Annotated in this window: 14 protein-coding genes; 12 read left to right on the forward strand and 2 right to left on the reverse strand. The window is 68.0% G+C overall.

The annotated features are described in order from the left end of the window. Positions 1 to 30 precede the first annotated feature (30 nt). The 4 genes from ACNJ7E_RS29235 (at position 31) to ACNJ7E_RS29250 (ending at position 4451) form a co-directional block, all read left to right on the forward strand. Positions 31 to 1623 (forward strand): AMP-binding protein, encoded by a 1593-nt coding sequence (locus tag ACNJ7E_RS29235; RefSeq protein ID WP_418341676.1) that lies wholly within the window; start codon positions 31 to 33, stop codon positions 1621 to 1623. 43 nt (positions 1624 to 1666) lie between these two features. Beyond that, positions 1667 to 2422 carry a phosphoglyceromutase gene (locus ACNJ7E_RS29240; protein ID WP_280779877.1) on the forward strand — a complete coding sequence of 252 codons (756 nt, stop codon included), beginning with the start codon at positions 1667 to 1669 and terminating at the stop codon, positions 2420 to 2422. 149 nt (positions 2423 to 2571) lie between these two features. Continuing rightward, on the forward strand, positions 2572 to 3765 hold the full coding sequence (locus tag ACNJ7E_RS29245) for a sensor histidine kinase (RefSeq protein ID WP_280779878.1): 1194 nt from the start codon (positions 2572 to 2574) through the stop codon (positions 3763 to 3765). After that, positions 3762 to 4451 (forward strand): response regulator transcription factor, encoded by a 690-nt coding sequence (locus tag ACNJ7E_RS29250; RefSeq protein ID WP_005251956.1) that lies wholly within the window; start codon positions 3762 to 3764, stop codon positions 4449 to 4451. The genes ACNJ7E_RS29245 and ACNJ7E_RS29250 overlap by 4 nt, the downstream gene beginning before the upstream one ends. Before the next feature lie 86 nt (positions 4452 to 4537). Here ACNJ7E_RS29250 and ACNJ7E_RS29255 read toward each other — a convergent pair whose 3' ends face one another. Both ACNJ7E_RS29255 and ACNJ7E_RS29260 read right to left on the reverse strand, forming a co-directional pair. Next, positions 4538 to 4873: a hypothetical protein gene (locus ACNJ7E_RS29255; protein WP_317570141.1), complete on the reverse strand. Its 336-nt coding sequence runs from the start codon at positions 4871 to 4873 to the stop codon at positions 4538 to 4540. Between the two features lie 69 nt (positions 4874 to 4942). Continuing rightward, positions 4943 to 5728, reverse strand: coding sequence for a DUF3109 family protein (locus ACNJ7E_RS29260; RefSeq protein ID WP_418341613.1), 786 nt, complete (start codon positions 5726 to 5728; stop codon positions 4943 to 4945). 66 nt (positions 5729 to 5794) lie between these two features. Here ACNJ7E_RS29260 and ACNJ7E_RS29265 point away from each other — a divergent pair, with 66 nt between their 5' ends. The 8 genes from ACNJ7E_RS29265 (at position 5795) to ACNJ7E_RS29300 (ending at position 12041) form a co-directional block, all read left to right on the forward strand. Next, positions 5795 to 6748 (forward strand): Ppx/GppA family phosphatase, encoded by a 954-nt coding sequence (locus tag ACNJ7E_RS29265; protein WP_105415996.1) that lies wholly within the window; start codon positions 5795 to 5797, stop codon positions 6746 to 6748. Next, entirely contained in the window at positions 6745 to 7974 is a 1230-nt protein-coding gene (locus ACNJ7E_RS29270; protein ID WP_418341614.1) for a hypothetical protein, read from the forward strand. The genes ACNJ7E_RS29265 and ACNJ7E_RS29270 overlap by 4 nt, the downstream gene beginning before the upstream one ends. 7 nt (positions 7975 to 7981) lie before the next feature. Then, positions 7982 to 8923 carry a sugar phosphate isomerase/epimerase family protein gene (locus tag ACNJ7E_RS29275; RefSeq protein ID WP_011594910.1) on the forward strand — a complete coding sequence of 314 codons (942 nt, stop codon included), beginning with the start codon at positions 7982 to 7984 and terminating at the stop codon, positions 8921 to 8923. A 107-nt stretch (positions 8924 to 9030) separates the two neighbouring features. After that, positions 9031 to 9666 (forward strand): MerR family transcriptional regulator, encoded by a 636-nt coding sequence (locus tag ACNJ7E_RS29280; RefSeq protein ID WP_418341615.1) that lies wholly within the window; start codon positions 9031 to 9033, stop codon positions 9664 to 9666. Further along, complete coding sequence (locus ACNJ7E_RS29285; protein ID WP_418341616.1) at positions 9663 to 10505, forward strand: thioesterase family protein; 843 nt, start codon at positions 9663 to 9665, stop codon at positions 10503 to 10505. Before ACNJ7E_RS29280 ends, ACNJ7E_RS29285 begins: the two co-directional genes overlap by 4 nt. Positions 10506 to 10541: 36 nt before the next feature. Then, positions 10542 to 11357, forward strand: coding sequence for a pyrroline-5-carboxylate reductase (proC, locus tag ACNJ7E_RS29290; protein ID WP_418341617.1), 816 nt, complete (start codon positions 10542 to 10544; stop codon positions 11355 to 11357). Between the two features lie 125 nt (positions 11358 to 11482). After that, on the forward strand, positions 11483 to 11719 hold the full coding sequence (locus ACNJ7E_RS29295) for a helix-turn-helix domain-containing protein (RefSeq protein ID WP_005258384.1): 237 nt from the start codon (positions 11483 to 11485) through the stop codon (positions 11717 to 11719). Positions 11720 to 11939: 220 nt separating this feature from the next. After that, positions 11940 to 12041: a 30S ribosomal protein bS22 gene (locus ACNJ7E_RS29300; protein ID WP_003402602.1), complete on the forward strand. Its 102-nt coding sequence runs from the start codon at positions 11940 to 11942 to the stop codon at positions 12039 to 12041. The last annotated feature ends 55 nt before the right edge of the window (positions 12042 to 12096 follow it).

Here is a 12096-nt window from a genome sequence, read left to right on the forward strand (position 1 = left end):
CTGCTGCAACACTTCGAGGGAGAGGCCCCAGTGAGCTTCAAGAGCCCGTTTCCGGACGTCGAGATTCCGAACCTCAGTGTCTACGATTTCCTCTTCGGCCAGGTCGATCCGGCCGATGGGGACCGGCCTGCGCTGATCGACGGTGCCTCCGGCGCGGTCACCACCTACCAGTCGCTGGTCGCCCAGATCAACGGGGTGGCCGGGGCGCTGGCCGCGCGCGGTCTCGCCGTCGGCGAGGTGGTGGGTCTGCACTCGCCGAACGTTCCCGCGTTCGCGTCGGTGTTCCACGGGATCCTCCGGGCCGGTGGTGTCGCGACCACCATCAACGCCCTCTACACCGCCGAGGACATCGCCAAGCAGCTCACCGACTCGAAGGCGAAGTTCCTGTTCACCGTCTCCCCGCTGCTGCCGCAGGCCAAGGCCGCGGCCGCGAAGGTCGGGATTCCGGTAGAGAACGTGATCGTCCTCGACGGCGCCGACGGGCACCCGTCGCTGAAAGATCTGCTGGCCGAGGGCGCCCCCGCCCCCGACGTGTCGTTCGACCCGGCCACCCAGCTGGCGGTGCTGCCGTATTCGTCCGGGACCACCGGCCGGCCCAAGGGGGTGATGCTCACGCACCGCAACCTGGTGGCGAATGTCTGCCAGATCAACCCGCGGATGGGCATCGGCGCCGACGACAAACTGCTGGCGGTGTTGCCGTTCTTCCACATCTACGGGATGACGGTGCTGCTGAACGCCGCCCTGTACAACCGGGCGAGCTTGGTGACGATGCCGAAGTTCGACCTGGTCGAATTCCTGTCGATCGTGTCCGGGCAGAAGTGCACGTATGTGTTCATCGCCCCACCGGTCGCGGTGGCGTTGGCCAAGCACCCGCTGGTCGACGAGTACGACCTGTCGAGCGTGCATTCGATCTTCTCCGGCGCCGCCCCGCTCGATCAGGAACTGGGCAAGGCCGTCGCCAACCGGCTCGGCTGCCGGGTGCGGCAGGGCTACGGGATGTCGGAGATGAGCCCGGTCTCGCATGCGATTCCATTCGACCGCGACGACATCGCCCTGGACTCGGTGGGGCCGTCGATCGCGAACATGGAATGCAAGCTGGTCGACCCGGCCACCGGCGAGGAGGTCGCCTACCCGGCCGACGGGGTCAGCGAACCGGGTGAGCTGTGGTGCAAGGGCCCGAACATCATGGCCGGGTACCTCGGCAACGAGGCGGCGACCGCGGAGACCCTGGATGCGGACGGGTACCTGCACACCGGCGACATCGCGACCGTCGACGCCGAGGGCGTCGTGACGATCGTGGACCGGATGAAGGAGCTGATCAAGTACAAGGGCTACCAGGTGCCGCCCGCCGAACTGGAGGCATTGTTGTTGACGCACCCGCAGATCGCCGACGCCGCCGTCATCGGGGTTCTCGACGACGAGGGTGAGGAGGTGCCGAAGGCGTTCGTCGTCCGCCAGCCCGGTGCCGAATTGGACGAGGCCGCGGTCATCGCGTTCGTCGCCGAGCGGGTGTCGCCGCACAAGAAGGTCCGCAAGGTCGAGTTCATCGACCTGGTGCCGAAGTCCGCCGCGGGCAAGATCCTCCGCAAGGATCTGCGGGCCAGCGAGGCCGGCCGGAGCTGACGGCAGGGGTTCACGGCGCGAGGGTTCCGGGAGGCATGCCAGGATGAACGGCATGAGTACCGGAACCCTTGTGCTGCTCCGCCACGGCGAGAGCGAATGGAATGCGCTCAACTTGTTCACCGGCTGGGTGGACGTCCACCTGACCGATAAGGGCATCGCCGAGGGCAAGCGCGCCGGCGAATTGCTGCTCGAGCACAACCTGCTCCCCGACGTGCTGTACACGTCGCTGCTGCGCCGCGCGATCAGCACCGCCAACATCGCGCTCGACACCGCCGACCGGCACTGGATTCCCGTCACCCGCGACTGGCGTCTCAACGAGCGCCACTACGGTGCCCTGCAAGGACGCAACAAGGCGCAGGTCAAGGACAAGTACGGCGACGAGCAGTTCATGCTGTGGCGCCGCAGCTACGACACCCCGCCGCCGCCGATCGAGGCAGGCAGCGAATACAGCCAGGACACCGACCCCCGCTACGCGAACCTCGACGAGGTCCCGCTGACGGAGTGCCTGAAGGACGTCGTCGACCGCCTGATCCCGTACTGGGAAGACACCATCTCCGCCGACCTGAAGGCCGGCAAGACCGTGCTGATCACCGCGCACGGCAACTCGCTGCGCGCCCTCGTCAAGCACCTCGACGGAATCTCCGACGAGGACATCGCGGGCCTGAACATCCCGACGGGCATCCCGCTGCGCTACGACCTGGACGAGAACCTGAAGCCGCTCAACCCCGGCGGCACGTACCTCGACCCCGAAGCCGCCGCCGCGGGCGCCGCCGCGGTCGCGAACCAGGGCGGGAAGTAAGCCGTGCGCCCGGCCGGACGTCCCGTTCGCGGGACGTCCGGCCAACGGCAGGTTAACTGCGGACGAAGACTCCGGTTCCCGCGTGTGACGTGCGCGGAAATGCCTGGACCCTGCGTAACCGGCCCGCCCCGCGAACGTACGATTCAGGCGTGAGTGTTGTTCAAGCCGTCTTGCTTGCCATCGTGGGCGGCTTCGTCGGTTACCTCGTCGGTGGCGTGCTGATCCCCATGCTGTCCACCCGGCAGGCGCAGCGGATGGAAGAGAAGTCCGGGCTCACGATGTCGCAGGTCCTCGACCTGATCGTGCTGGCCTCCGAGAGCGGCATCGCCGTGGTCGACCAGTTCCACGACGTCGTCCTGTTCAACCCCCGGGCGGAGGAGCTGGGCCTGGTGCGGAACCGGCTCGTCGACGACCGTGCGTGGGTGGCGGCGCTCCGGGTCCTCGAAACCGGCGAACCCGTCGAGGTCGACCTGAGTACCAAGAACCCGCAGCGGGGACGGGATCGGATCGCGGTGCGCGGCACCGCACGTCTGCTCAGCAAGGAAGACCACAACTTCGTGGTCCTGTTCGCCGACGACGACTCCGAGCAAGTCCGGATGGAAGCGACCCGCCGCGACTTCGTCGCCAACGTCAGCCACGAACTCAAGACCCCGGTCGGCGCGATGGGTCTGCTGGCGGAGGCACTCCTCGAATCGGCGGACGACCCCGAGTCGGTCCGGCACTTCGGCGAACGCGTGCTCAGTGAATCCGTCCGGCTCGGCAAGATGGTCACCGAACTGATCGCGCTGTCGCGGCTGCAGGGCGCCGAGAAACTGCCCGACCTCGAAGCCGTCTCCGTCGACGAGGTGGTGGACGAGGCGCTGCAGCGTTGCAAGATCTCCGCGGAAGCCGCCGGGATCGCCGTCACCACGGACCACAACAGCGGCTACGAGGTGCTCGGCGACCGCGCCCTGCTCGTCACCGCCCTGTCCAATCTGGTCCAGAACGCGATCGCCTATTCGCCGAAGGGCGCCCCGGTGTCGGTGAGCCGGTCGATCCGCGGCGACAACGTGGCGATCTCGGTGACCGACCGCGGCGAAGGCATCGCCAAGGCCGACCAGGAGCGCGTGTTCGAACGCTTCTTCCGCGTCGACAAGGCGCGCGCCCGCGCGACCGGCGGAACGGGACTCGGTCTCGCGATCGTCAAACACGTGGCCGCCAACCACAACGGATCCATCGACCTGTGGAGCAAGCCCGGAACAGGTTCGACGTTTACCCTGCAGATTCCTGCACACATCGAGACAGTGGACGCCGAGAGCGGAAACGTCGGGAAGAGAGAAACCGGTATGGAGGCCAAGCGATGACAAGTGTGCTGATCGTGGAAGACGAGGAGTCACTGGCCGACCCATTGGCATTCCTGTTACGCAAGGAAGGGTTCGAGACGACGATCGTCGGCGACGGACCGTCCGCGCTCGCCGAGTTCGACCGGGCCGGTGCCGACATCGTCCTCCTCGACCTCATGCTGCCCGGCATGAGCGGCACGGACGTCTGCAAGCAACTCCGCAGCCGGTCCGGTGTCCCCGTCATCATGGTGACGGCACGGGACAGTGAGATCGACAAGGTGGTGGGCCTCGAACTCGGCGCCGACGACTACGTGACCAAGCCGTACTCGGCGCGGGAACTGATCGCCCGCATCCGCGCGGTGCTGCGCCGCGGCGTCGACAGCGAACTCGACGTCGCGCAGGACTCGGCCGTCCTCGAGGCGGGGCCGGTCCGGATGGACGTCGAACGTCACGTGGTCCAGGTGAACGGCGAGGCTGTCACGCTGCCGCTCAAGGAGTTCGACCTCCTCGAGTACCTGCTGCGGAACTCGGGCCGGGTGCTCACCCGCGGGCAGCTGATCGACCGGGTGTGGGGCGCGGACTACGTCGGCGACACCAAGACCCTCGACGTGCACGTCAAGCGTCTGCGTTCGAAGATCGAGACCGACCCGGCCAAGCCGGAGCATCTCGTCACCGTCCGAGGCCTGGGCTACAAACTGGAGGCGTGAGCGGACGCCGATCCGCCACGGTTACAGAAGAATTCGTCAGCCGCACACGCAATTGCGTGTGAGGCTGACGAATTCGTGGGCGTGCGTCAGAACGGGTTGTACACGTAGACACCGCGGAACGGCGCCGAGATGACCTGCGTGAGGGCGTGTTCGCGACCCTGGTCGTCGAACTGCCTGCAGTAGACCGCGACGTAGTGCCCGTCGCCCTTGCACTCGATGACCCGGCCGGTTCCGTACGGGCTCAGCACGAGCGCCCGGTCACCCTTGTCGCCGAACGCACCCGGATCGAACGGTGCGACGAAGTTCGCCGTCTTGTCGTAGAAGGTGTTCCAGTCCGGGGTCGGCTGGGCGGACGCGGTCGGCGCGAGGGCAAGCGTCGCGGCGGCGGTCAACAGGGCACCTGTCAGAATTCGAGCGAACATGATCTCTCCCGTCATGGCTGTGCCCGGAATGGGGCCGTGACGGGTAAATCGACCGATGGGTCTGATGCGTTACTCGGCGGCCTTCCGCTGGGCGGCGGCGGTGGCGGGGTGCACGGCGACGAGGCCGAGGCCTGCCCTGCGCTTGCACATCCTCGCCAACTCCGAGTACGCCGCCTTGCCGAGCAGTTCCGTCAACTCGGGTGCGTACGACTGCCAGACGGCCTTGACGCCGACGTGGGCGTCGGGGGAGCCGGAGCAGTACCAGTCCAGGTCCGAGCCGCCCTCACCCCAGCCGCGCCGGTCGTACTCGCTGATGGTGGTCTTGAGGATCTGCTCGCCGTCCGGGCGTTCCACCCACTCCTGGGTGCGGCGGATCGGGAGCTGCCAGCACACGTCGGGCTTGACCTCGAGAGGCTCGATCCCGCGCTTGAGGGCCATCGAGTGGAGCGCGCAACCTACGCCGCCCTCGAAGCCGGGACGGTTCAGGAAGATGCAGGCGCCGTGGTAGCGGCGGGTGCGCAGCGCGGGCTCGTCCTCGAGGTCGTCCTCCTCGACGTAACCCTTCTTGCCGAGACCCTTCTCCATGAACTGCCAGTCCTCGGGTGTGAGCATCTTCACTGACTTGTTCAGCTTCTCCAGGTCCTCCTCGTCGGAGAGGAACGCGCCGTGGGAGCAGCAGCCGTCGTCCGGCCGGTCGCCGATGATGCCCTGGCAGGCGGGGGTGCCGAACACGCAGGTCCAGTGGGAGAGCAGCCACGTCATGTCCGCGGCGATGATGTGCTCGCTGTTGTCGGGATCGGGAAATTCGACCCATTCGCGAGCGAAGTCGAGGGGTACTTCCGGGCTGGGTGTCATCTTGTGTGAACGCCCTGCTTTACGTGCTGTCACAAAGCCCGACGGTAGACCCAGTACCGTGTCAATGTGCGACTAGGGGTACTCGACGTCGGAAGCAACACCGTCCATCTTCTCGTAGTGGACGCCCACAGGGGCGGCCACCCCACACCGATGAGTTCGACCAAGTCGACTCTGCGGTTGGCGGAGAACACCGACGACCGGGGTGACATCACCTCCCAGGGTGCAGATCGCCTGGTCTCGACGGTGGCAGACTTCGCCAGCATCGCGAAGACGTCGGGGTGCGGTGAGCTGATGGCGTTCGCCACGTCGGCCGTGCGCGACGCCAACAATTCGGACGCCGTGCTCGAGCGGGTACACGCCGAGACCGGAGTGACGCTCGAGGTTCTGTCGGGTGTCGACGAGGCTCGGCTGACGTTCCTCGCCGTGCGCCGCTGGTTCGGGTGGAGCGCGGGCCGCATCCTGAACCTCGACATCGGCGGCGGATCCCTCGAGCTGACGGCGGGCGGCGACGAGGACCCGGACGTCGCGCTGTCGCTGCAACTCGGCGCGGGACGGCTCACCCGGGATTGGCTCGAGGCCGACCCGCCGGGCAAGCGTCGCGTGGCGGTGCTGAGGGATTGGCTGGACGCCGAACTGACCGTCCCGTCGAAGGAACTGCGCGCGGCGGGACAGTGGGATCGGGCGGTCGGCACGTCCAAGACGTTCCGCTCGCTGGCCCGGCTGACGGGCGCAGCGCCGTCCGGCGCCGGCCCGCGGGTCAAGCGCACCCTCACCGCCAGCGGTCTCAGGCAACTCATAGCTTTCATTTCGCGGATGACGGCCTCGGACCGTGCAGAATTGGAAGGGGTGAGCTCCGACAGGTCGCAGCAGATCGTGGCCGGAGCACTCGTTGCGGAGGCCAGCATGAGAGCACTGGGCGTGGAGGAACTGGAAATCTGCCCCTGGGCTCTGCGTGAGGGTTTGATCCTCCGCAAGCTCGATACGGAAATGGGCGGTGAATTGATGGTGGGTGCTCGATGACCGAGGACAGTCAGCAGATCTCTGTGTCAGAGCTGCTCAAACGCAACGGGCAGCAGGTGGAGTCCCGGGGCGGGCGGCGTCGTCGCGGCGTCAAGGGGGGAATCTCCGTCGCCGAGCTGACCGGTGAAATTCCGGTGGTCCGGGATCCGTCCGATTCGCGGGCACTCGAACCCGAACCCGAACCGGAACCCGCCGCGCCCGAGCCGCCCCGCGCGTCCGCACCGTCGGCGCCGTCCGCGCGCGCCGACGAGCGCACCGCAGCGTTCAAGGCTCCCGTCGACGACGACGACGATGACGACGAGCCCATCGCCAGTCGCCCCGCCGGCCGCGGCCGCGGAGTGGTGGCGGGTGGGACGTCGCGTGATCACCAGGGAACCTGGGTCAGCCGATCCGTCCAGAAGGAACGGCCGGCGCCCGAGGCAGCCGCGCCCGCACCGGCGCCCACCGTGGCCGCCCCGGCCGTGAAGAAGGCGGAGCCCGCCCCGACCGTCGCCGCTCCCCGCGTGAAGCCGGCGCCGAAGACCGACACCCCGGCGGCCGAGACCGCACCGGCGGCGAAGTCCGACGCGCCCGCGAAGCCCGCGGTCCCGGCGAAGCCCGAGGCGCCGGCGAAGCCCGGAACCCCCGCGACGGCGGGTGCCGCGGCACCGTCGAACGGCGCGTCGAAGTTCGTGAAGACGCCGAAGCCCGAGGCTTCCGCCAAGGCGAAGCCGGAACCCGCACTGCTGTCCGGCTCGACGCTGGCCGGCGACCTGATGCGGCAGTCCCGGGACTCGGAGGCGGCGAACGCGGGCGAGGAGACGGAACTCATCGAGGCCGCCACCGACGACGCGGACACGGAGAAGCACGAGGGCGACACTCAGAAGCCCGAGAGCCCTCGCCGTTCCCGCAAGGAGGCGAAGGCCGAGAAGGCCGAGGCCGCGAAAGCGGAGAAGGCAGGCAAGAAGGACGAGGCAGGCGAGAACTCCACTCGTGAGTGGGCCGTCCTCATCGGTCAGGGTGTCGTAGCCGTGATCGCCGGCGCCCTGCTCTTCAAGGGCTTCGAGAAGCTGTGGGACGTCTTTCCGTGGGTCGCGCTGATCCTGGCGCTGCTCGTCATCGTGGGCCTGGTCGCGATGGTCCGCATCCTGCGTCGCACCGACGACATCACCAGCTTTGTGATCGCCGTCGTGGTCGGGATGATCGTCACTCTGGGGCCGTTAGCCTTCATGCTTGCGTCGGGCTGAGTTGCTCATGGTCGGGGACAGTGGGCACGGGCAGGTTCGACGGTCACCGCGCGGGCGGAAGGTGCTGGTGGGCCTGTCGACGGCCTCGGTGTACCCGGAGAACACGGAGGCGGCGTTCCGGTACGCAGCCGATCTGGGGTACGACGGCGTCGAACTGATGGTGTGGGCCGAATCGGTCAGCCAGGACGTCGGGGCCGTGGCCGGGCTGGTGCGCAGGTACGCGATTCCGGTTCAGGCGATCCACGCGCCGTGCCTGCTCATCTCGCAGCGGGTGTGGGGCGCCGACCCGGTCGCGAAGCTGGAGCGTTCCGTGCGCACCGCCGAGTCGCTCGGGGCGACGAGTGTCGTGGTGCACCCCCCGTTCCGCTGGCAGCGCCGGTACGCCGAGGGTTTCGCCGATCAGGTGGCCGACCTGGAACAGCGCAGCGACGTGATCGTCGCGGTGGAGAACATGTTCCCCATGCGGGCGGACGGCTTCTTCGGCAGCAAGGAGCGATCCGCGCAGCGGCTCCGGAGGCGGGGCGGACCGGGGGCGGCGCTGTCGGCGTTCAGCCCGTCCTACGACCCCACCGATTCGGGACACGCCCACTACACCCTGGACCTGTCGCACACGGCGACGGCAGGCATGGATGCGATGAAGCTGGCGGAGCGTATGGGGGAGGGCCTCGCTCATCTCCACCTCGCCGACGGCCGCGGCGCGTCGATGGACGAGCACCTCATCCCCGGCCACGGAGCCCAGCCCTGCGCGCAGTTGTGCCGGCATCTCGTCGACACCGGATTCGACGGGCAGGCGGTGATCGAGATCAACACACAGAACGCCCGGACGCAGCGGGAACGGTCGTCGATGCTCGCGCAGGCGCTGGCCTTCGCCCGTGAGCACCTCGAGCCGGGCCGCGCCGCCTCGGGGTCGCCCCGCAGCCACTCCGGTGGCGATCACGACGACACCTGACCTATCTGCCGCCTTCCTGCTGCGGTAAGCTCGTCGCCATATTGGATAGTCTCAGTATCTAGTGCTGGGTATCCGAGGTCGACAGTCGATGAGCCGGAGGAGGGGCCGTGCGCGTTTCCGAGTTGGTCGCCCGTACCGGCATTCCACTCGCGACGGTGAAGTACTACCTGCGCGAAGGTCTGCTGATGCCCGGCGAGGCGACGAGCGCCACCCAGGCCCGGTACGGCGAGAAGCACGTCGAGCGACTCGGCCTCGTCAAGGCGCTCGCCGGGGCCGGACTCCCGATTCCGCGCATCCGGGAGATCCTCCGGCTCGTCGACCATCCCGACGGCTCGCTGTTCGAGGTGCTCGGCGAGGCCATCGCGCAACTCCCGCCCTACCTCGACGCCGCCGTCGACGACGGGGACGAGTTCCCGCGGGCACGCGCCGTCCTCGACAGGCTCGGGCAGGTGTACGACCCGCGGTACGTCGCGGTCGGACAGCTCGAACGTGCGCTCGAGGGGCTCGAAGAGGCCGGCATCCCGATGACCGACGAGCGACTCGACGCCTACGGGCGGCACGTGCGCGGGATCGCCGAGATCGACATCGGACTCATGCCCACCGAATCGACCGAGGACGCGATCCGCTACGCGGTGCTCGGCACCGCCATCTACGAGCCGGTGATCGCCGCGATGCGCCGCCTCGCACACCAGGACCTCGCGCAGAAGCGCCTCCGGAACCCCGAAGAACAGGATCAGCAGTGAGCTCAACTCCCTTCCGCGACCTCAACGTCCTCACCGCTGCCGGTGACGGGACCTATCAGGCGTCGATCGACCCGATCTGGACGATCGGCCCCAAGGTGCACGGCGGCTCGATGATGTCGCTGTGCGCGGCCGCGGCCCGCAGACGACTGCTCGACGAGAGCGGCGACGCCGAGCTGTCCCGGGTGCAGCCCCTCGCGGTCGGTGCCAACTACCTGTCCGCCCCCGACCCCGGTGAGGTGACGCTGTCGACGACGGTCCGCAAGCAGGGCAAGCAGGTGTCGTTCGTCGACGTGGAGCTGAAGCAGGGCGACCGAGTGGCCGTGCACGCGTCGGTCACGCTCGGCGTCCCCGACGCGGGGGAGCCGCAGTACAGCGGAGTCCACGCCCTGTCCCAGCTCCCGGTGGAACCGCCCACCGACGCCGTCGTGCTCACGGCCGACCATCCGATGGGAAAGATCGTCCACGTGTCGCAGGGCTGCGACATGCGGGTGGACGGGACGTCGGCGCACTTCCTGACCGGCAACCAGGGCGAACCCGAGGTGCGCATGTGGGTGCGACCGCGCGCGGGCGACGAGGACGACCCCGACACGGCTGCCCTGTTCGCGATCATGACCGGAGACATCAGCGCCCCCGTGACGATGAACCGCGGCATGTTCGGCTGGGCGCCCACGGTGCAGCTGACCACGTACCTGCGCAGGCAGCCGGCGCCGGGGTGGCTGCGCGTGATGGCCAGCAGCACGGTGCTCGGCGGTGCGTGGTTCGAGGAGGATCACACCGTGCTCGACTCGACCGGGGCGATCGTCGTGCAGAGCCGGCAGTTGGCGATGATCCCCCGCTAGGAAGGCGCCGCGGAGCGTCGTGGCAGGCTGTTCGGCATGACGAGAATTGCGGTAATCGGAGGCGGCAAGATCGGCGAGGCCCTCATCTCGGGGCTTCTGCAGGCAGGTCACGCCGTCAAGGATCTGGTGGTGGCCGAGCAGCATCCGGCGCGCGCCGACGAGCTGGCCGCGGCGTACGCGGTGCGGGTCACCACCCCCTCCGACGCCGCGGAAGGCGCCGACGTCATCGTGATGGCCGTCAAGCCGGGCGACGTCGAGGCCGCGCTCACCGAGGTGTCCAAGGTGGAGCTCGACGGCGAGCGCGAGCAGCTGCTCGTGTCACTCGCTGCGGGTATCCCCACCGCCTTCTACGAGACGAGACTGCCCGCCGGGTTCCCGGTGGTCCGGGTCATGCCCAACACGCCCATGCTGGTCGGTGAGGGCGTCAGCGTGCTCGCCCCCGGCAGGCACGTGAAGAAGGAGCACCTCGAACTGGTGCGCGGCGTCCTGTCGTCGGTCGGCAAGGTCGTCGTCGTCCCCGAATCGCAGATCGACGCCGTCACCGCCGTCTCCGGCTCCGGTCCTGCCTATTTCTTTCTGGTCGCCGAGGCCATGATCGACGCGGGCGTCGGGCTCGGACTGACCCGGGCGACCGCTTCCGAGCTGGTCGTGCAGACCATGGTCGGCTCCGCGGCGATGCTCGACAGGTCGGGGGAGAGCGCGACCGAACTCCGTGCCGCCGTGACCTCGCCCGGCGGAACCACCGCGGCCGCGATCCGCCGACTGGAGGGAAACGGGCTCCGAACAGCCTTTTTCGACGCTCTCGAAGCCGCGAGGATTCGTTCCGCCGAACTCGGCACGTCGACCGAATGAATATTCGATTGCCCACACCCGTCGCAGTAACCCCATCCGTCCCGCTAAGCTCGAAGTAGCACGTGCGTGTCTGTTCCGCCGGAGGGGAAGCCGGCGGCGCGAGACGTGCCGGAGGTAAGTGGTTGATGACGTCTGCAAAAAAGCCGTCCAAGGGCTCGGCCCCGGACGGACAACCGGCCCTGGCCGGAACGCAATTTCTCACCGTCGCCGAGGTAGCGACGCTGATGAGAGTGTCCAAGATGACTGTGTATCGGTTGGTGCACAGCGGCGAACTGCCCGCCGTCCGTGTGGGCCGCTCGTTCAGAGTGCATGCGAAAGCAGTGCACGACTACCTCGAAACCTCGTACTTCGACGCCGGTTGACCGATCGGCACGAAGAGGGTCACCTCGGTTTCGCCGGCAACGGTGCGACCTAGTTTTCAGAGAGCGGACCCGCACCGGTACGATTAGCGACTGTCGTACCAGCCAGCTGGTGTCGTAAGGCGCTGAGCTAGTTAAAACGAGGCCCAGGCGCCAGAGCGGCGCAGGCGTACGTGACCGGCGTGCGCAGGAACGCTAGAGAAGAACGTGAGGGACACCCGCTATGGGTTCAGTGATCAAGAAGCGACGCAAGCGCATGTCGAAGAAGAAGCACCGCAAGCTGCTTCGCCGCACCCGAGTGCAGCGCAGGAAACTCGGTAAGTAAAGAGTTGCGTCTGGATGCCCGTCACCTCCGGTGGCGGGCATCCGTCGTTTACCCG

The organism is Rhodococcus mengyinensis, from assembly GCF_048381435.1.
Taxonomy (GTDB): Bacteria; Actinomycetota; Actinomycetes; order Mycobacteriales; family Mycobacteriaceae; genus Rhodococcus_F; species Rhodococcus_F opacus_D.

Excerpts from the sequence above, each read along its gene's own strand:
- ACNJ7E_RS29240 (WP_280779877.1), top strand. The coding sequence starts at position 1,667 with ATGAACGGCATGAGTACCGGAACCCTTGTGCTGCTCCGCCACGGCGAG.
- ACNJ7E_RS29270 (WP_418341614.1), top strand. The coding sequence starts at position 6,745 with ATGACCGAGGACAGTCAGCAGATCTCTGTGTCAGAGCTGCTCAAACGC.
- ACNJ7E_RS29295 (WP_005258384.1), top strand. The coding sequence starts at position 11,483 with ATGACGTCTGCAAAAAAGCCGTCCAAGGGCTCGGCCCCGGACGGACAA.
- proC (WP_418341617.1), top strand. The coding sequence starts at position 10,542 with ATGACGAGAATTGCGGTAATCGGAGGCGGCAAGATCGGCGAGGCCCTC.
- ACNJ7E_RS29260 (WP_418341613.1), bottom strand. The coding sequence starts at position 5,728 with ATGACACCCAGCCCGGAAGTACCCCTCGACTTCGCTCGCGAATGGGTC.
- ACNJ7E_RS29275 (WP_011594910.1), top strand. The coding sequence starts at position 7,982 with ATGGTCGGGGACAGTGGGCACGGGCAGGTTCGACGGTCACCGCGCGGG.
- ACNJ7E_RS29300 (WP_003402602.1), top strand. The coding sequence starts at position 11,940 with ATGGGTTCAGTGATCAAGAAGCGACGCAAGCGCATGTCGAAGAAGAAG.
- ACNJ7E_RS29255 (WP_317570141.1), bottom strand. The coding sequence starts at position 4,873 with ATGTTCGCTCGAATTCTGACAGGTGCCCTGTTGACCGCCGCCGCGACG.
- ACNJ7E_RS29250 (WP_005251956.1), top strand. The coding sequence starts at position 3,762 with ATGACAAGTGTGCTGATCGTGGAAGACGAGGAGTCACTGGCCGACCCA.